Raw genomic sequence first — 18,375 nt, 5'->3', positions numbered from 1 at the left:
CGTCCATGAATGGAGCAAAGCTGCGCGCCCGTCTTGCGGCGGGTGAGGCCATCAGCATGTTCACCCCACACCATACGTCGTCGGGCCTTTCCGCCCGGCTGGTGGAACTGGGCGCGGACGCAATCTTCCTCGATTGCGAGCACGGCACATGGAGCTTCGAGGATGTGCGCGCGACCGGGCAAGTGGTGCGCTCCGTTGGTGGCGCTGCCATCGTGCGCCCGCATTCGCACGAGCGACCGCTCGTCATCCGCTACCTGAATGCCGGCGCGGACGGGATCATGGTGCCCATGGTCGGCAATGCCGACGAGGCCCGCGCGATTGTCGATGCGGTGCGTTACGCCTTGCCGTCCGATTATGAAAAACGGCTGGTCATCGCCATGATCGAGACCGTCGATGCGATCGATGCTCTGGACGAGATGCTGACCGTCGAGGGTATCGACGTCTTCTTCATCGGTCCCGGCGATCTTTCGCAGGATATGGGCTATCCGCCCGCGCCGCCATTCGGTGAGCCGCGCCCGGATGTGGTAATGGAAAAAGTCGCCATCGCTGTCGACAAGATACGCGCAGCCGGAAAAATCGCGGGAACGCTCGCGACATTGGAAGAAATGCCGCACTGGCGGGAGCGCGGCGTGCAATTCTTCTACGTCCATTCCGATCCGTTCCTGCGCCGCGGTCTCGCTGCGGTGAAGGAGGCGCTCGCCTGAGGCGGAGTATAGGATTTTCCGATTTAACGATGCCGCAAGCGAGGGCCTGAACCTTCAGGCCCTCGCCATGCCGTTAGAAATCCGCCGTGACGGGTCTCCACAAATGCTCCGGATCGAAGCCGCCGCAACGCGCGATCACAATCCGGGTGCCGTTTTTAACGCGCCGCCGCAAAAGATCGGAACGGTCGGACTGCGCCCGAAGCGAACCATCATCCTGAAGCTTCTGCAGCATCGACCGCGAAAGCCCGAGTTCAGACGCCAGCAGTCGGTCAAGGCGTATGCCGGTCTGAAACGGAACCGTGAGATCAATCTCCGCCATGACCCAGTCGGGAGGTTCATCCCGTATCTGTTTCGCGATATCGAATTCGGGAAACTCATCGACGCGCTGCGATTTACGTCTCAAGGCTTCGAGGTTGAATGTCTCCGCCCTTATCCATTGCGGATCGTTGGACTGCAGCGCTTCGAGAACGGCAGGGCCGATGTCCCGGACATTCTGGCGCTCGAAAATCGGCCTGTTCCAGCTCTTGTCGCAGATTATACATCTATAGATAAGCCAGGCATCCAGCTTGCGGCCATTGGCGTTAAGCCGGATCTTGCCACTGGCCTGAAATGCCCTCAGGCCGCCGCATCCGCTGCATGCAAGCCAGGGCTGGGGCGCCGTTCGTGGCGTAATGGTCCATTGGACCCGAAGTAATTTGCACATAGTCTCTTGGTCTTCCATTTGGAAGTCCACCGAGATGGTGCAGGAGAAAACCCTTACGGGAACGGCATGGCGGTGTTCTGGGGCGGTGAAGAGCTGAGACAGCGGCGCTGCGCAGGGCACATTGTAACAATGCCAGACCGGTCTCTTGCCACCACCCGATGAACATGATCATTCGCCGACAGCCTGCGGCTATCCGGCAATACGGGTGAAACTGGATTGAGACCGGTATTTACTTAGGCAAAGTCTACCTCGATGCGCCAATGCTCTTCGGCGGCGACAATAACAAACGATCGTTCCGAAGCAGAGTCATCCAGTGCGGAGAAAAGGCCGAAAGCCGTTGCAATGCGACTTTTATGCAACGTCAGCTGACCCGCGCATTCTTCCCGGTTCAGATGACGTCGCCGGACTTGTGGGTTTATTTCCGGGAGGCGGCGGTTTTGCGCCTGTTATCTGCGGCTGTAGGAAACGGAATCATACGTCGGAGAGTAGCGTCCTTGCGGATGAAATGGTGCCATAACGCTGCCGCCACATGAAGAGAGACGATGGCTGCGGCAAGGTAGGCGAGGGTGGCGTGGACCTCGCTCCAGAAGGCCTCCGCCTTGTCGGAAATCATCAGAGGCAATCCCGGCACGACCACGAGGTCGAAGACGTAACTGGGGATTTGCAGAGGCGAGGTCGACGCAATCGCCCAGCCGGCGAGGGGAACGGCCAGCGTCAGGAACAGCAACGCGGCGTGAGCGGCCCGCGCTGCGAATCTCGATGCCAGCCCTTCGCCTTCTAGAGCCTGAGGTTTTCTGCTGAAAACCGACCACAGGAAACGCGGCGCGGCGAGGGCCAGCACCAGAAATCCTATCGACTTGTGATATTGGAACAGGTCGAACTGAAGAACCGGGTCGATATTGTCGCGGCTCATCAGATATCCCAGCGCAAGCTGCGCCAGGAAAAGCACCGCGATTGTCCAGTGGAACGCGATTGCCACCAATCCGTAGGATATGGGCGTATTACGCCACAGCCGTTCCCGCATCGATGCGCTATCGGAATGATCCTCGAAATATCTCATCGGCTAGCTCAATTGTTGATAGGTGTCTTTCGCGATGGCGTCCATGCGGTCGGAAGGCAGGTTGCCGACCAAAGCGCAGCGGATGGTTTCGTCGTCCCAGGAGATGGCCTCCAGTGAACCGATGCTGGAGCGGCGCATGGCGGTGTCGCTCGAATCGGCCGCAGCCACGATATAAAGAGTGACGCGCTGTCCGCTTTTATCCTCATACATCAGCTGGGCGGCGGCGCCTTCGGAGCTGGGAAGAACCCGACCGCCGACAAGGGACAGACCGTGGCGGGTGAGGTCGGGAATGTTCAGTTTTCGGTCCAGCCGTTTCGAAAGCCATTTCGGCAGGCTGGAAGCATTCTCTGCATCGGCCCGGATTTCCACCGGATGCAGAACCTCGCTCGCAAACAGCTTATGCGCCTGCGTTGCATCCGTCACGATAGAGTGGGTCGGTTCCGCGACCTGGGACACCAGCCCGCGCCCGAACCAGCCGCCTGTCAAGCCAACGGCCAGAATGAGGACGGATGCCGCCGCTATGTTACGCCAATCGGCGCGCTGTGACCGCAGACGCCGCTCGATGCGGTAAACATCGAGGCGCTCGGGTAGGGCGTCGGTATCAAGCGGGCCGTAGAGAGCCGTCAGCGTCGCATTCTGCTGTTGCCACATCGCAACCTTGCGTGCATCGGCCGGATTGGAGGCGAGGTGGGCACGAACGGCGTCACGCCGCCGGTCTTCGAGCTGCCCGTCGACATAAGAGATGAGATCGGCTTCGGTTATCTGCGGTTCGCTGCCGGTCATTTTATCACCTTGAGATTTGGCTGATCTTCCTGGGTCATCCGGGCGAGAGCCGTTCGGGCCCGCCCCAGACGGGACATCAGCGTGCCCAGCGGAATTTCAAGAACATCTGCCGCCTCCGCATAACTGAGGCCCTCGACGACGACGAGGAGCAGGGCCTCGCGGTGTTCGCCGGACAGTTTTTCAATGGCACGGGCCATTTCGGCAAGCACAATCCGGCCCGTCTGCGCCGCCGGCACGAAGAGCTGTTCCGCAACATCGTCAATCGGCACTTGCGAGGGCCGGCGATTTCGGCCGCGCAGATTGTTGCGGTAGACGTTGACGAGCACCCGGTACAACCACGGACGCAACGGACCCTGCGGTTTCCACAGCGCCTTTTTACGGATCGCTCTTTCCAGACAGTCCTGAACGAGATCGTCAGCCGTGTCACGGTCATGCGTGAGCGCATTCGCGTAGCGGCGAAGCGCTGGTATGCAACTCGTCATCTCGTCCAGAAAATCCGGCATGGACACTATTCCTTGGCAATGTGCCAGACGCCGCCGACGCCATCGCCCGTGACATCGCCGGGCTTGCTGTCCATCTGCCAGCGATAGAGCGGCTTTCCGTCATGCGACCATTGCATCGTACCATCTTTGCGGGAGATTGGTTTATAGTCGCCATCCGCCTTGTCGGTTTTCGAGGCGGCGAGGGGCGGCCATTTCTTTGCGCAGCCGTCGTAGCAGACCGATGCGCCATTGGTATCATTGTCGAATGTATAAAGGGTCATGCCCTTGGCGTCGGTCAGGATCGTGCCTTTGGCCGTTGCCTTTTCAACCACGGCGCCACCGGCATAGGGTTCGGCGAGGGCAGCCGTGGCGGCAAGCGTTACTACGCCGGCCAGAACGAAATGATGTGCACGCATGAAGATTGTCCTCTGAAGGGTAACAGATCGGACAACATGCCCGATATTAGACAAACACCCGTCCGCGGCACTTAATCCCACCGCCGATGGATTTTTCGATGCCCAGATCGCCTTTATCTGATGCCCTTCAAATCGATGTCGAATGCAACCGTATTCGAATAGAGCGGCACTCCGACACCCATGCCATAGGGCAGGCGTGCAACATTGCCGGTGACATGGAAGGTGACGGATCCCTTCTGTTGTTCAACGAATGTTGCGTGAAATGTTTCGGGTCTGGATATGCCTCTGGCTGTCAATGTGCCTTCAACCACCGCGCTGCGCGGTCCGTCCTGCGTAACGCGGCTGGAGCGAAACACGATCTGCGGATAAACGGCGATATTAAAAACCGCGCTGGATCGCAGGAAGTTTTCCACCCGTTCTTGCCCGGTCTGGACGCTGGAAGGGTTGAGACTGATTTCCACGTAAGATCTGGCCGGCTGGTCCGGGTCGATGTCGAAGCGGCCGGAAATATCAGGAATTGTGCCCTTGATCCCGGGGCCGGCAACCTGTGCAATTGAAAAGCGGATGTGAGAGGCAGGATCGATACGATAGCGCCCGGCCGCAGACGAGAATGGATTGGCAGAGACCGGCGTGCAAACCAATGTCGCGATAAGGAGAGTGATGGGGTGGAAATATTTCACGACGCAAGCTCCTTCATGAGTAGTCGCACTCAGGAGAACACCACAGGAAGAGGTTTAATCCATACCACGCCGGCAGATCGTCAAAATCCCGCCTAAAGGGGAAGACCGGCGTTCGCTGCGCCGGGAAACACCCGTCAGGGAGGTGGCTTCAATCCACAAACAATAATCGCATAACATATATTATGGAACTTATTTGATGGTGCAGTTCCGGATTTGTGCGGCTATTGCTGGTTACATACGTCGCCGCACGATCAAGCCATGGCTGGTTCAACGCCTCGAAAGCCCGTGATATCTTCTCCCGCCGAAATCGAACCGATCATATGGTTCCGGGATTGAAAAGCACGAAGCGTTGAACAGAACTCACCCTATCAGATTGATTTTAACGAAACACGTTTCTCAAGTTCATCTGCCAACTCTTTGCGTTCGCTATATCTATCTGTGAGATAGCTGGAAGCGTCACGCGTCAGCAGCGTGAATTTCACCAGTTCCTCGCAGACATCCACAACCCGGTCATAATAGGATGACGGCTTCATCCGGCCTTCCGCGTCGAATTCCTGATACGCCCTTGCCACCGAGGACTGGTTGGGAATGGTGATCATCCGCATCCATCGGCCGAGAATTCGCATCTGGTTCACGGCGTTGAAGGACTGGCTGCCGCCGGACACTTCCATGACGGCGAGCGTCTTGCCCTGTGTCGGCCGTAAAGAACCGATAGCAAGAGGAATCCAGTCGATCTGCGATTTCATGATGCCGGTCATCGCGCCATGACGTTCCGGGCTTACCCAGACCTGTCCCTCCGACCATTCGGAAAGTTCACGCAGTTCCTGCACCTTGGCATGGCTGGCCGGCGCTTCATCGGGCAAAGGCAGACCCTTCGGATCGAATATCCGAACCTCGCAACCGAGCCGTTCGAGCAGCCACCCAGCCTCGAATGCCAGCAGACGGCTATAGGACACCTCGCGCAGCGAGCCATAAAGGATCAGGATGCGCGGTTTATGGGTCGAAAACGCCGGACGCAGAGCCTCCGGGTCAATGCCGTGCAGGTGATGCGCCTGCAACGCGGGAAACGTATCAGACAACGCGCTTTCCTTCATTGTCGAGAACCTGCTCGCCATCCTCCTTGAAGAACGGTCCTTTGAAAATGTCCGGCAGAATATCCAGCACGACCTCTGAAGGACGGGCGAGCCTGGTGCCGAGCGGTGTCACGACGAAGGGGCGATTGATAAGGATCGGCGTTTCCATCATCGCATCGAGCAACTGGTCGTCAGTCAGGTCCGGATTGTCGAGACCGAGCTCGGCATAGGGCGTCCCCTTCTCGCGCATGGCCTCGCGCACCGTCAGGCCCGCATCCGCAATCATTCTTGCGAGATTCTCGCGTGTCGGCGGTTCCCGCAGATATTCGATCACGGTCGGCTCGATCCCTGCCGCGCGGATCAGCGCCAGCGTGTTGCGCGACGTCCCGCAGGACGGGTTGTGATAGATGGTGGCGTCCATGGTCACTGCCTTTCGGTCATTGTGGTTCGGGAAACGGCGGGCGCAGCCTCATACCAGCCCTTCGAGCGGTTCACGATCCAGACGACCGAAAGCATGACCGGAACTTCGATGAGGACGCCGACAACGGTTGCCAGCGCAGCACCTGACTGAAAGCCAAACAGGCTGATGGCGGCCGCGACCGCAAGTTCGAAGAAGTTGCTGGCGCCAATGAGTGCAGAAGGCCCGGCGACGCTATGGCGCTCCCCCATCATGCGGTTCAGGAGGTAGGCAAGCCCCGAATTCAGATAGACCTGAATGAGGATGGGAATGGCGAGCAGGCCGATGATGGCGGGCTGGGCGATGATTTGCTCGCCCTGAAAGGCAAAGAGAAGAATGAGTGTCGCGAGCAGCGCCGCCAGAGAAACCGGCTGCAGCTTTGCGAGAACGCAATCCAGCATCCGTGAGGTTCCGTCAGTCATGAGCCGATGCCTGATCAGCTGCGCAAGGATGACCGGAACGACAATATAGAGCGCAACGGAGAGAACAAGCGTATCCCAGGGCACGGTAATGGCGGAAAGGCCAAGCAGCAGGCCGACCACGGGAGCAAAGGCCACGACCATGATCACATCGTTGAGCGCGACCTGCGACAGCGTAAACAGCGGCTCGCCGCGTGTAAGGTTGCTCCAGACGAAGACCATGGCGGTGCATGGAGCAGCGGCAAGGATGATCAACCCGGCGACATAGGAATCGATCTCACCAGCCGGAAGATAAGGGCGGAACAGCCAGCCGATGAAAAACCAGCCGAGCAGCGCCATCGAGAACGGCTTGACGGCCCAGTTGATGAACAACGTCACGCCAATGCCGCGCCAGAACATACCGACCTGCGAAAGAGAGCGGAAATCGATCTTTAGCAGCATCGGAATGATCATCAGCCAGATCAGGATCGCGACCGGAATATTGACTTTGGCGATCTCGGCCGCAGCGATGAGCTGAAAGACGCCGGGCATCAAATGGCCGAGCGCAACACCGGCGACGATGCACAGAAACACCCAGACGGTCAGATATCGTTCGAAGGCAGACATCAGGCCGACTTTTCTTCAGGATTGGTGGTTCCATCCAATGCACCGATCTGCCGAAGCTGCGTTTCCAGCGCCATTCGATCGATGGATTGCAGGGGCAGGCTGACGAAAGCCGCGATCCTGTTCTTGAGGAAACGCGCGGCCTGCGCGAAGGCGCGCTGAACCTCGATCTCCGAGCCGACCGCAGCGGCGGGATCCTCTATCCCCCAATGGGCCGTCATCGGATGGCCGATCCAGACCGGGCAGGCTTCGCCGGCGGCGCTGTCGCACACAGTGAAGATGAAATCCATCCGTGGCGCATCCGGCCCGGCAAACACGTCCCAGCTTTTCGAGGTGAAGCCGCTGGTAGGATACCCCAGTACCGCCAGTTCCTTCAGGGCGTGAGGATTTACCTCTCCCTTCGGCTGGCTGCCGGCCGAATAGGCATTGAACCTCCCCTCACCTTCCTTGGCGAGAATGGATTCGGCAAGAATGGAGCGAGCCGAATTGCCCGTGCACAAAAAGAGCACGTTATAGATCTTGTCGGTCATGGTTTCGGTCCGTGGTTAGATCGGTGGTCTCGCAAGCCCCGCGATCGAAGCAGAAGAAATGGTGGACACCAGCCCGGCGGCGTTCATGACGGCTTTACCTGCGGGCTGCAGCAGGGTGTCAGCTCGGCAATCAACGGCGCGCAAAGCTCGGTCGAGCCACCGCAGCAATCCTTCAGCAGAAACAGGGTCAGCAGGCGCAACCCGTCAAGATCGGCGCGATAGATGATAGACCGGCTCTGCCGTTCACTCTTGACCAGACCGGCCCGGGAAAGCGTGGCGAGATGCGCCGACATCGTGTTCTGGGGAACGTCGAGAAGACGCGCAAGCTCACCGGCCGGAATGCCATCCGGTTCGTGGCGCACGAGAAGCCGGAAGGTCTCCAGTCGGGTAGATTGGGCGAGCGCGCCAAGCGCGGTTATTGCACTGCTATTATCCATATATCCAGAATAATGGATATATTGGACGTGTCAAGCGCCGGATATCGTCATGGTCGGCTGGGCATAGGTCGGATCGGTCGCAAGCTCCAGCGAGGCGTAGACGAAACCCAAAATCGCACCGATCGTCCGCCGCGCCGGTTTCGGCGAAATAGTCGGCTGTTTCCCGCCGCTCTTCGGCAACGATCGTTTCGATGATCGCTTGCTTGCTATCGAAATATGGAAGAGATTGCCGGAACACCTGCCCACCGCCGCGCAAATCTGCGCCGTCGTGGTCTGGTGAAAGCCGTTTTGCGCGAAGCAGGTGATGGCGGCTTCTTTTATGAGGAATTGGAGCGACAATAAATTTAATAATGTAATTATATCAATAAAATCGAAAATCTAATGCAATATCAAAACTCACCTGACGCCTCCCGGCGCCTCAAATCCAGTTCTTCGCTATAGCGTCTCAGCGTGTGGCTTTCGGTAAGCAATCCGACAGGACGATTTTCGATCTTGTCATTGACCACAACCAGCGCTTCGCTCTCCGCCGCATCGAAGGCTGCCGCCGCCTGGCGGGCATTCATGGTCGGCAGCAACACATCGTTCTTGTATTGCAGATAGGTTTCGAGGCTGATCTTGCTGGGGTCGCGATCCATCGGGTCGGCGTAGATTTCGGGCACGAGAACGATGCCGGCATAACGTCCGTCATCATGGGTCATGATTACCCGTTGCGTCGAACCGAGCGGGAACTTCTCCTTGAAGGCTGGAAGACCCATGCTGACATTGGCCTTGCGGATATCGGCGCGCATCATCCTGCCGACCGTCAGATCGCGGATCCAGCCGATATCATGGGCGCTGCGAATGCTCTCGCCACGCAGGTGAAAACGCCAGGTGGCGAAGGAGTAACCGAAGGTCGTGCGCACCACGAGCGAAGTGGTGATGACGGCGGCAAGCACCAGCGCCGTGATCTGGAAGTCGCCGGTCAGTTCCAGCGCAAGAAACGTCATCGTCAGTGGGCCCCCGATGATGGCAGCGGCAAAGGCGCTCATGCCGATCACGGCATAGACGATGGGCGCCGTCGAGCCATAACCGATATAGGGTGCGCAGAGCGCGAAAATCTTGCCCAGCAGCGAACCCATGAACAGCGACGCGAAAAAAAGGCCGCCGCGGAAATTCGAGCCGATGGAAATGGCGCTGGCCGCCGCCTTCAGCAGGAACAACCCGGCCACCCCGTATATCGTCAGTTCCGCATCGATATTGAGATGCAGCGCGCCATGGCCGCTCGACAGCACCTGCGGTGAAATCAGCGCGAGCCCGCCCACCGCCACGCCGCCGATGGCAGGACGCAGCCAGCCCGGAATGGCGCTTTTGCGTGCCGTTTCTTCGATGAAGGACACCGCCTGCATCAGCACGATGCCGATGGCCGCACATACGACGCCGAGAAAGATGGCGGGCACATAATCCGCCGGTGTTACACGGCTGGCATCGACAATATCGATCGAGATGCCATGGCCGCCGATAATCCCGATGACCGTCGTTGCCACCAGTGCCGAGACGATGAGCGGCGCAAGCGTCACCACTGTATAGGTGCCGATGATGAGTTCGATGGCGTAGAACGCCCCGGTCAGCGGCGCATTGAATGCCGCAGCAATCGCGCCCGCCGCACCGCAGCCGACGAGGATACGCATGTCCCCTCGCCGCAGTTTCAGCTTGATGCCGATCTTCGAGGCGACGCCGCTGGCGATCTGGGTGTAACCGGCCTCCAGCCCAACGGACGCGCCAAAACCGTTGGAGACGATATTTTGCACGCAGACGATGATGCTGTCCGTCAACGACAGCCGGCCGCCATGCAGCGCATTCGCCTCGATGGGGTCGACCATGGGTTTCTTGCGGGTCTTCGAAAGGATGAAGATGATCAACCCGAGCACGATGCCGCCGATGATCGGGCCGGCAAGCACGATCCGTCCGGAAAGATCGCTGCTGCTCAGCCGCTCGACGCCGAAAACCAGCAGATGCAACGCCGTGCTCAAGGCGCCGATCAGCGCCACCAGAAGGCCCGCCGTAATGCCGATGAAGACGGCAAGGAGCACCAGTCCCAGCTCGCCGCGCCGGAACATCGCCCGCAGCCGACTGGCGCGCAGATTGTCGAAAAAGCTCGCCATACTGGGTGCACGGAAAGGCTTGGTCGACATGCTGTTCCTTTTCAGGCGGCGTCAGGCTGCTTCGATCTCGATCTCGAAACGCATCTGGTCATAGGCCGGTTCGACATGATCAGGCGTTTCCCGCATCACCGTTTCATAATCGAGCGGAATATGCATGTGGGTCAAGATCGCCCTTTTGGGTGCGAATCTTTCGATCCAGCCAAGCGCCTGTTCCAGCGAAAGGTGGCTGGGGTGATAACGGTGCTGCAGCGCGTCGATGACGAGGACATCGAGACCGGCAAGCTTCGGCAGGCTTTCTGCCGGAAAATCGCTGACATCGGTGCAATAGGCGACGTCACCGATGCGGAATCCCAGCGAATGCACATCGCCATGCTGCTGCATATGCACGTTGAACGGGATCGGCCCGCCTGCCCCATCGATAATCAGCGCCGCGTCGATATCGGCGATGATCCGCGGTTCGACGATGGGCGGATAGCTGCTGCCCGGCGGGGTCTCCAGGCAATAGGCGAAACCGTCCTTTATGCGCGCCATGGTAATGGGATCGGCATAGATCGGAATGCGGTTTTGCTGAAGGGCGAAATAGATGCGCAGATCGTCGATACCGTGCAGATGGTCGGCATGGGCGTGGGTGTAAAGCACCGCATCGACCGCCTCCACCTTCGCCGCGATCATCTGCTCGCGAAAATCCGGACCGGTGTCGATGACAACAGTCGTCCTGCCGCCATCCGGGCCGATCTGCTCCACCATGAAGGCCGTTCGCGTGCGCCGGTTCTTCGGGTTTTCGGGATCGCACGCGCCCCAGTCGCCGTTGATGCGCGGCACGCCGGGCGACGACGCGCATCCGAGAACCGTGAAGCGACGACGGTAGATTGCCACACCTACACCCTTGTCATCTTGGAAAAGCAGCGGAAGGCGTTTTCGGTGGTGATTTCGGCCATGCGCTCATAGGAAACACCATGCACCTCGGCCAGAACCTCAGCGGTATTGACCACGTAGGACGGCTCGTTGCGCTTTCCCCGCCAGCGCTTCGGCGCAAGATAGGGGGCATCCGTCTCCACCAGCAGCCGGTCCAGCGGCACGGTGGCGGCGATATCGCGGATATCCTGCGATTTAGGGAAGGTCAGAATGCCGGAAAAGGACACATAACCGCCAAGCTCGACACCGGTTTTCGCCAGCTCGGGACCAGCGGAAAAGCAGTGCAGAATGAAGGGGAATGGACCCTTCCCGCTTTCGGCGCGCAAAATAGCGGCCATGTCGTCATCGGCGCTTCGGCTATGAATAACGAGCGGCAGCTTCGTTCGTCTTGCGGCCTCGATGTGGCGAATGAGGCCGGTCTTCTGGTCTTCCGGCTTCTGCGTATCGTAGAAATAATCCAGACCCGCCTCGCCGATCGCCACGATCTTGTCATGGCTCTCGGCCAGCCGCACCAGTTCGTCGGCGGTGATATCCAGTTCCTCGTCGGCATTGTTCGGATGCGTACCGACCGAACAGAAGACTGACGGGTATTTTTCCGTGATCTTCAAAAGTTCCGGCAGACGACGCACCCGGGTAGAGATCGTCACCATCTGGCTGACGCCCGAAGCATGGGCGCGGGCGATGATATCGTCGCGCTCAGCCTCGAAATCGGGAAAATCCAGATGGCAATGGGTATCGATCAGCATGGGTCTCGCCTTCACGCTTCCGGTGCGACGTAACGCGGGAAAACCGGCTTCGGTGCTTCCAGCGGCGTGCCCGGAACCAGACGACCCGCCTCGCCCAAAGCCGCAAAATCACGTTTGTCGGCAGGCGCCGCGACGAGATCCAGCAGCTTTTCACAGGAACCCGGCATGATCGGCTGCAAGAGAATGCCGATCTGGCGCACCACCTCCGCCGTAACGTAAAGCACGGTGCCCATGCGCTCGGGATCGGTCTTCTTCAGCGCCCACGGCTCCTGCGACGCGAAATACCGGTCGGTTTCCGAAACGACGGCGATGATGGCCGCTACCGCGCGGTGAATGAGCTGCTTGCCCATCTCCTCACGGCAAACGCCCAGCAATCCGTCCGCAGATGCCAGCATCGCCTTGTCTTCATCGGTGAACGCGCCGGGGGTCGGAATCTGGCCGTCGCAATTCTTGACGATCATCGACAGTGAACGGCTGGCGAGATTGCCGATACCGTTGGCGAGGTCGGCATTGATACGGGTGGCGATACCCTCTTCGCTATAGCTGCCGTCCTGACCGAAGGAGACTTCACGCATGAAGAAATAACGGACCTGATCGAGGCCGAAATGGTTCACCAGGTTGGCGGGATCAACGACATTGCCGAGCGATTTCGACATCTTCTCGCCCTTGTTGAGCAGGAAGCCATGCGCATAGACGCGCTTGGGCAGAGGCAGCTTCGCGCTCATCAGGAAGGCCGGCCAATAAACCGCGTGAAAGCGAATGATATCTTTGCCGATGATGTGAACGTCGGCCGGCCAATATTTGGCGCGCGGGCCGTTCCTGTCTTCAAGATAACCCGTGGCGGTGATGTAGTTGGTCAGCGCATCGACCCATACATACATGACATGCTTCGGATCGTTTGGAACCTTGATGCCCCAGTCGAAGGTGGTGCGGGAAATCGACAGGTCCTTGAGGCCGGATTTGACGAAGGAGATGATTTCGTTGCGACGTTCTGCCGGGCCGATGAACTCCGGGTTCTCCTCATAGAGCTTCAGCAGCTTGTCCTGATACTCGGAGAGCTTGAAGAAATAGCTTTCCTCCTCCACCCATTCCACTGGCGTGCCCTGCGGCCCGTAACGAACGCCGTCAGCGCGCACTTCCGTTTCGTCCTCGGCGTAATAGGCCTCGTCACGCACGGAATACCAGCCGGCATAGCTGTCCTTGTAGATGTCGCCGCTGTCGGCCATCAGGTTCCAGATATTGCGTGAGGTCTCGTGGTGACGTTCTTCCGTGGTGCGGATGAAATCGTCGTTCGAGGCGTTGAGCAGCTTGCCCATCGCGCGGAACTGGTCGGAATTGCGCTCAGCCAGTTCTTCCGGCGAAATGCCTTCCGCCCGCGCCGTCTGCTGCATCTTCTGGCCGTGTTCGTCGGTGCCTGTCAGGAAGAACACATCCATTCCATCCAGGCGCTGAAAGCGTGCCATGGCGTCCGTCGCAATCAACTCATAGGCATGGCCGATATGCGGCTTGCCGTTAGGATAGGAGATCGCGGTGGTGATGTAGAATGGTGTCTTGTCTGTCATGACGGTCTATCGACTTTACAGGCTGTTTTTTGGATAGACCGCTCTTAAACCATTGTTCGCAGCAGCGAAAGGCAGAGCGTACGTTTTGTACGACCGCTTGCAGACAAAGCGGATTTGGCGAGCGCTTGGCTCCGCATTCCGTCACCCCGGACTGGATCCGGGGTCCAGCGCGATCAAGTCCTTGATCGCAAAAGACTCTCTTCAGGGCGCGGATGCGCCGTGGCTGGATGCCGGATCAAGTCCGGCCTGACGGAGGAGAATTCATCCACCGTCGAATCGTACATTCCGTACGATCCCTCGCCTTCAAACGCCGCGAATATCTTCCAGAATGGAAAGCACCATCTGCTTCTTGTCGAGATTATAGGCCTGCGCCACGGTGATGCGTTCCGAGAGCGTCGAGGAAAGCCGTGCATGTTTCTCCGCCGCCGCGATATCGCCCGCCATCGCCGCCGCCCGTGCGCGCTCCATGAGCTCTTCCGTTACATGCTCCATGAAGAAGCCGAGAACGATGTCGCCGTCCTTCTGTGCCAGAACCTCGGCGAGCTTATGCATCTGCTTGCGCGCGCCAGGTCCCTCAGCCGCCATGACCTGCGCAAAGGCTTCGACAATGTCGGAGCCGCCGTAATTCATCAGCTTCAACGCCTGCGCCACGCTGCCCTTGGAGGCGGCAAGCAGGGCGTCGCGCTTTTTGCCTTCCGGGCTGATGCCGAGATGATCGAGAGATTGCACCATGGCCGCATCGGAAAGCGGCAGGAGCCTCAACGGCATGCAGCGCGAACGGATGGTCGGCAGCAATTTTCCCGGCGCATGGGAGAGAACGAGGAACATCGCTCGTTTCGGTGGCTCCTCCAGTATTTTGAGGATCGCATTCGCGGCGTTGCGGTTGAGATCGTCGGCGGGATCGATGATGACGATGCGCCAGTTGCCGGTGCCGGAGGTCTGCGAAAAGAAGTGCCCTGCCCGCCGCACCTCGTCCACCGTAATGGCGGATTTCACGCGGCCGGTCTTTTCATCCACCGGACGGGTCAGATGCAGCAGATTATGCGAGGCCCCGGCCGTGATCTGGCGGCTGACCAGCGATTGCGGATCGGGATCGGCGAGAAAATCCGGCGCCAGCGACGGATCGGGATGGCTGAGTACATGATTGGCGAAACGGAAGGCAAGCGTCGCCTTGCCGATCCCCTCCGGCCCTTCGATCAGAATGGCATGATGGCCCTTGCCGGAGCGATAGGACTGCGCGAGGAAGGCTTCCGCTTCCTCATGCCCGAAAAGCTTCGTGTTCTGCTGCGGCGCAATCGCACCGTCGAGAACGCCCTGGACCTCACTCATGCGCCACGCCCGCCGCTGTTTTCAGCTGTTCGAGCAAGGGTTCGACAAAGGACATGACATCCTCCGCCACTTTTTCTTCCGGCTGATCGGCGTTGACGATCCGGCAACGACGCGGCTCGGCAAGCGCGATGTCGAGATAGGCCTCACGCCGCTTCTCGTGGGTCTCGATTTCCTCTTTTTCGAACCGGTCCGGCGCAGCGCCTTCATCCGCGCGCTTTCTGGCGCGGGCGAGCCCCTTTTCGGCGGCAATATCGAAAATCAACGTCAGTTCCGGCACGACACCGTCAATGGCGATGCGTTGCAACGTCTCGATGAAATCCGGTTCCAGATTGCCGGTCGTGCCCTGATAGACGCGGGACGAATCGAGGAACCGGTCGCAGAGCACGATCTCACCGCGCGCGAGCGCCGGGCGAATGACCTCTTCGACATGGTCGTTGCGCGCAGCCGCAAACAGGATCGCTTCCATGCGCACCCCGAAGGATTCGGCAGAACCCGAGAGGAGAACATGCCGAACGGCCTCCGCACCCGGCGAGCCGCCCGGCTCACGCGTCACGACCACCTCAAAACCACGGCCGCGAAGCGCCTCGGCAAGCGTGCGAATCTGCGTCGACTTGCCGGCGCCTTCGCCGCCTTCGAAGCTGATGAACAATCCGGTCTTTTCGGCCAATGTCACGTCCTGCACGGGTTTCCTCGAATTCGAAATGCCTGTTTACAGCATCGAACCGAAATCTGTGAAGCGGTTTTCAGAAAATCCGATGCCTGAACAAAAGCATAGGAACTAGTCTGCGCGTGGAACAGGCGTTCAGAGCCAGAACAGCAAGAGTTCCTTCAGCGCGCCTGTCGCATTCTGGGTGAGCGACCCCTTGCCGACTGCCGCCTTCGTATAAAGCGGTACTTCCCGCAACAGGCGCTCGCCCGAAAAAATCTTAAGCGTTCCGGCATTTGCCCCGACGTCCAGCGGCGCATTCAGGGGCCAGCGATAGACGATGCGGCCGGAAATACGCTCCGGATTATTGACCGGCACCAGCACGCTGACATCTTCCTTCGGCGAAAGATCGATATGCGAAACATCGCCGCCATAGACGCTGACCGACCCGACGGCTTCGTCCTTGCTGAAGAGATGGCGTTTTTCAAAGGCGGTCAGGCCCCAGTCCACCACCCGGCGGGCCTCTTCCTGCCGCGTCTTGTCGTCCACGATGCCGGCAAGCGCCAGATAGACCCGGCGGCCTTCCCGCTCGGCCGAAACGACAGCCGCAAAACCGCTGCCTTCCGCAAAACCGAGACCGAGACCGTCTATGCCGCTGCCAGGCATCAGGAGCGTATTCTTGTTGCGCTGGAAAATCCGGTTCCATTCGAAATCCGGTTTGGTGAAAAGCCCGTAACGCTCGGGATAGGTGTCACGCAGATGTTGCGCAAGACGCACCATGTCCCTCGCAGTCGTCCGGTTGCCGGGGTCGGGAAGCCCGGTCGAATTGGTAAAGGTACTGCTGCTCATGCCCAGTTCGCCCGCCCGCACAGTCATGCGCTTGGCGAAGGCGGAATCCGAACCCGCCATGCCTTCGGCAACGACGATGCAGCCGTCATTGGCGTTCTGCACGATGATGCCGGTCAAAAGATCGTTGATGCTGACGGAGGATTTCAGCGCCGCGAACATGGTCGAGGTGCGCGAGGGCGCGCCGCCCGTGCGCCAGGCATATTCGGAGACGGGGTAAGCCGTCTCTGACGTCACCTGCCCCTTTGACAGCGCATCCAGCACCACCTCAATCGTCATCAGCTTGGCAAGCGACGCGGGCGGAAAGGGCTGATTCTCGTTTTGCGAAAGAAGCACCGTGCCTGTTTCGGCATCGATCATATAGGCCTGTTCGGCCTTTGCAATGAAGGGGCCGGTCTGCGATTGCACCGGACCTGCACTGAAAAACGCAAACGCTGCCGCTGCGACGACCGAACGATAGGAGCGATGAATGGCCTTGCGCATGAAACCGCCCAGTCCTGCCTGCCGTAACCGGCTGCCCGCGTCAAAGGCGAGAGGCCGGCCGTATCCTTCAATCCGTCAGCGCGACTTCGCCTGCTGACGCTTCACATGGGCGAGTATCGATTGCTCGTTCAGCGCGCCACGGTCGACGAGCACGCTGTCGAAGGCGCTCGCGGTCCTGGAGACCGTAGCCGATTCTTCGGAATAGGCCGCCGCAAATTTGGAGGAAGGCGTCGGCACGCGCAGATAATTGCCGCCAGGCGCCGCCGGCTCACGCATGAAATTGCCTTCCGGACGCTCCGCCAGGATAGGGCCGATTTCCGGCAGGATCGCGAACTGCTCGAAAGCCGGCGCCGGGCCGTTGACCAGCGGCATGGCCTGAAGCGCCGCATTCTTCTTGGAACCGACGAGCGCGGTCTGTGCGGAGCCGCCATAATTCGGGTTGGATACGGGAGCCGGAACGAAATTCGGTGAGGCCGAAGCCACCATCACGCCCGTCGCGATCTGCCCTTCGGGTGCTACACCCGGCGAACGCGAACCCTTCGGAATATAGGATGCCATCAGATAAGGCATGTCGTGACCATCGAGCGGTGCGCGGCCGGCATATTGTACCCGCACATTGGCCGTGCCGGTGGCCTTCATGTCGAGAAGATCGGCCGTCTTGCTTGAAACGTCGATCAGGCGGCCTTCGTGGAACGGTCCGCGATCGTTGACGCGCACCAGAACCGAAGCGCCATTTTCCATGTTGGTGATGCGCGCGTAGCTCGGCAGGGGAAATGTCGGATGTGCGGCAGAAAGATGTTCTTTGTCGTAGACTTCGCCATTAGCGGTCAGGCGGCCATGGAAGGCGGAACCGTACCAGGAAGCAAGACCGGTCTTGTTGTAACCCGGCTCTTCCTTCGGGAAATAACGGCGGCCCTTGACGGTATAGGCGTTGCCGATCAGCTCGCGCCCGCCGCCCTTGGGAATGGCTTTGCCATCGGCCACACGCGGGCTGGCTTTGACGCCATATTCGGATTCGGAAAAATATTCCTTGCTGCGCTTGGGCTTAGGCTTGGTCTCGGATGTCGTGGAACACGATGCGGTTGCGGCGCAAAGCACGGAAATTGCAAGCCACTTCACGCCCGACCTGGCGTTGATGCCGAGTTTCTTGACCGTAGAATTCAAATCGTCTGCCCCACGCTGCTATTGGCTCGGAGAACCGCACCCTCACTTGCCTCGATAATTGCCCCTGCCATCGAAGCACCTAACAGTCGCTTAATCTTGTGCATAACGTGGCGAAAATGCGAACGACTTCTGCAAATTCGATAAAATTGTAACGAACGTGGTTAATGATTTCTATCTTTTGAGCCCGCCCATCGGG

21 protein-coding genes are annotated in these 18,375 nt (G+C 59.3%); 1 reads left to right on the top strand and 20 read right to left on the bottom strand.

Annotated features, from left to right (window positions below):
• Nucleotides 1-5: 5 nt before the first annotated feature.
• Entirely contained in the window at nt 6-704 is a 699-nt protein-coding gene (locus ACQZ5G_RS02655) for an HpcH/HpaI aldolase family protein (protein WP_448736901.1), read from the top strand.
• A 73-nt stretch (nt 705-777) separates the two neighbouring features.
• Here ACQZ5G_RS02655 and ACQZ5G_RS02650 read toward each other — a convergent pair whose 3' ends face one another.
• The 20 genes from ACQZ5G_RS02650 to ACQZ5G_RS02555 form a co-directional block, all read right to left on the bottom strand.
• Entirely contained in the window at nt 778-1,407 is a 630-nt protein-coding gene (locus ACQZ5G_RS02650) for a DUF1062 domain-containing protein (protein ID WP_448736900.1), read from the bottom strand.
• A gap of 415 nt (nt 1,408-1,822) precedes the next feature.
• On the bottom strand, nt 1,823-2,467 hold the full coding sequence (locus ACQZ5G_RS02645; RefSeq protein ID WP_448736899.1) for a cytochrome b: 645 nt from the start codon (nt 2,465-2,467) through the stop codon (nt 1,823-1,825).
• A 3-nt stretch (nt 2,468-2,470) separates the two neighbouring features.
• A complete protein-coding gene (locus ACQZ5G_RS02640) occupies nt 2,471-3,250 on the bottom strand; it encodes an anti-sigma factor family protein (protein WP_003523663.1) in 780 nt (259 codons plus the stop codon).
• Nucleotides 3,247-3,753 (bottom strand): sigma-70 family RNA polymerase sigma factor, encoded by a 507-nt coding sequence (locus ACQZ5G_RS02635; RefSeq protein ID WP_003523664.1) that lies wholly within the window; start codon nt 3,751-3,753, stop codon nt 3,247-3,249. Before ACQZ5G_RS02635 ends, ACQZ5G_RS02640 begins: the two co-directional genes overlap by 4 nt.
• Nucleotides 3,754-3,758: 5 nt before the next feature.
• The gene (locus tag ACQZ5G_RS02630) at nt 3,759-4,148 is read right to left on the bottom strand and encodes a COG4315 family predicted lipoprotein (RefSeq protein WP_003523666.1); all 390 of its coding nucleotides are present in this window, start codon (nt 4,146-4,148) and stop codon (nt 3,759-3,761) included.
• 113 nt (nt 4,149-4,261) lie between these two features.
• A complete protein-coding gene (locus ACQZ5G_RS02625) occupies nt 4,262-4,828 on the bottom strand; it encodes a YceI family protein (protein ID WP_003523668.1) in 567 nt (188 codons plus the stop codon).
• 368 nt (nt 4,829-5,196) lie between these two features.
• Nucleotides 5,197-5,922, bottom strand: a complete 726-nt coding sequence (gene arsH, locus ACQZ5G_RS02620; RefSeq protein WP_448736898.1) for an arsenical resistance protein ArsH — start codon at nt 5,920-5,922, stop codon at nt 5,197-5,199.
• Nucleotides 5,900-6,322, bottom strand: a complete 423-nt coding sequence (gene arsC, locus ACQZ5G_RS02615) for an arsenate reductase (glutaredoxin) (RefSeq protein ID WP_448736897.1) — start codon at nt 6,320-6,322, stop codon at nt 5,900-5,902. Before arsC ends, arsH begins: the two co-directional genes overlap by 23 nt.
• A 2-nt stretch (nt 6,323-6,324) precedes the next feature.
• On the bottom strand, nt 6,325-7,383 hold the full coding sequence (gene arsB / locus ACQZ5G_RS02610; RefSeq protein WP_448736896.1) for an ACR3 family arsenite efflux transporter: 1,059 nt from the start codon (nt 7,381-7,383) through the stop codon (nt 6,325-6,327).
• Nucleotides 7,383-7,910 carry an arsenate reductase ArsC gene (locus ACQZ5G_RS02605; protein ID WP_448736895.1) on the bottom strand — a complete coding sequence of 176 codons (528 nt, stop codon included), beginning with the start codon at nt 7,908-7,910 and terminating at the stop codon, nt 7,383-7,385. Before ACQZ5G_RS02605 ends, arsB begins: the two co-directional genes overlap by 1 nt.
• 83 nt (nt 7,911-7,993) lie before the next feature.
• Nucleotides 7,994-8,347: an ArsR/SmtB family transcription factor gene (locus ACQZ5G_RS02600; RefSeq protein ID WP_448736894.1), complete on the bottom strand. Its 354-nt coding sequence runs from the start codon at nt 8,345-8,347 to the stop codon at nt 7,994-7,996.
• 30 nt (nt 8,348-8,377) lie between these two features.
• Nucleotides 8,378-8,527 (bottom strand): hypothetical protein, encoded by a 150-nt coding sequence (locus ACQZ5G_RS02595; protein WP_448736893.1) that lies wholly within the window; start codon nt 8,525-8,527, stop codon nt 8,378-8,380.
• 209 nt (nt 8,528-8,736) lie between these two features.
• Nucleotides 8,737-10,518, bottom strand: a complete 1,782-nt coding sequence (locus ACQZ5G_RS02590) for a chloride channel protein (protein ID WP_448736892.1) — start codon at nt 10,516-10,518, stop codon at nt 8,737-8,739.
• A 21-nt stretch (nt 10,519-10,539) separates the two neighbouring features.
• Nucleotides 10,540-11,364, bottom strand: a complete 825-nt coding sequence (locus ACQZ5G_RS02585; protein ID WP_003523686.1) for an MBL fold metallo-hydrolase — start codon at nt 11,362-11,364, stop codon at nt 10,540-10,542.
• Nucleotides 11,365-11,366: 2 nt separating this feature from the next.
• Nucleotides 11,367-12,149 (bottom strand): TatD family hydrolase, encoded by a 783-nt coding sequence (locus ACQZ5G_RS02580; protein ID WP_448736891.1) that lies wholly within the window; start codon nt 12,147-12,149, stop codon nt 11,367-11,369.
• 11 nt (nt 12,150-12,160) lie between these two features.
• Nucleotides 12,161-13,711 carry a methionine--tRNA ligase gene (metG, locus tag ACQZ5G_RS02575; protein WP_448736890.1) on the bottom strand — a complete coding sequence of 517 codons (1,551 nt, stop codon included), beginning with the start codon at nt 13,709-13,711 and terminating at the stop codon, nt 12,161-12,163.
• 303 nt (nt 13,712-14,014) lie between these two features.
• On the bottom strand, nt 14,015-15,040 hold the full coding sequence (locus ACQZ5G_RS02570; protein WP_448742658.1) for a DNA polymerase III subunit delta': 1,026 nt from the start codon (nt 15,038-15,040) through the stop codon (nt 14,015-14,017).
• On the bottom strand, nt 15,033-15,707 hold the full coding sequence (tmk, locus tag ACQZ5G_RS02565) for a dTMP kinase (RefSeq protein WP_448736888.1): 675 nt from the start codon (nt 15,705-15,707) through the stop codon (nt 15,033-15,035). Before tmk ends, ACQZ5G_RS02570 begins: the two co-directional genes overlap by 8 nt.
• A gap of 135 nt (nt 15,708-15,842) precedes the next feature.
• A complete protein-coding gene (locus ACQZ5G_RS02560) occupies nt 15,843-17,015 on the bottom strand; it encodes a D-alanyl-D-alanine carboxypeptidase family protein (RefSeq protein ID WP_448736887.1) in 1,173 nt (390 codons plus the stop codon).
• 75 nt (nt 17,016-17,090) lie between these two features.
• Nucleotides 17,091-18,179, bottom strand: coding sequence for a septal ring lytic transglycosylase RlpA family protein (locus ACQZ5G_RS02555; protein WP_003523698.1), 1,089 nt, complete (start codon nt 18,177-18,179; stop codon nt 17,091-17,093).
• Between the last annotated feature and the right edge of the window lie 196 nt (nt 18,180-18,375).

It is taken from the genome of Agrobacterium sp. 22-214-1, from assembly GCF_053522465.1.
This window is presented reverse-complemented; position numbering and strand designations above follow the sequence as displayed.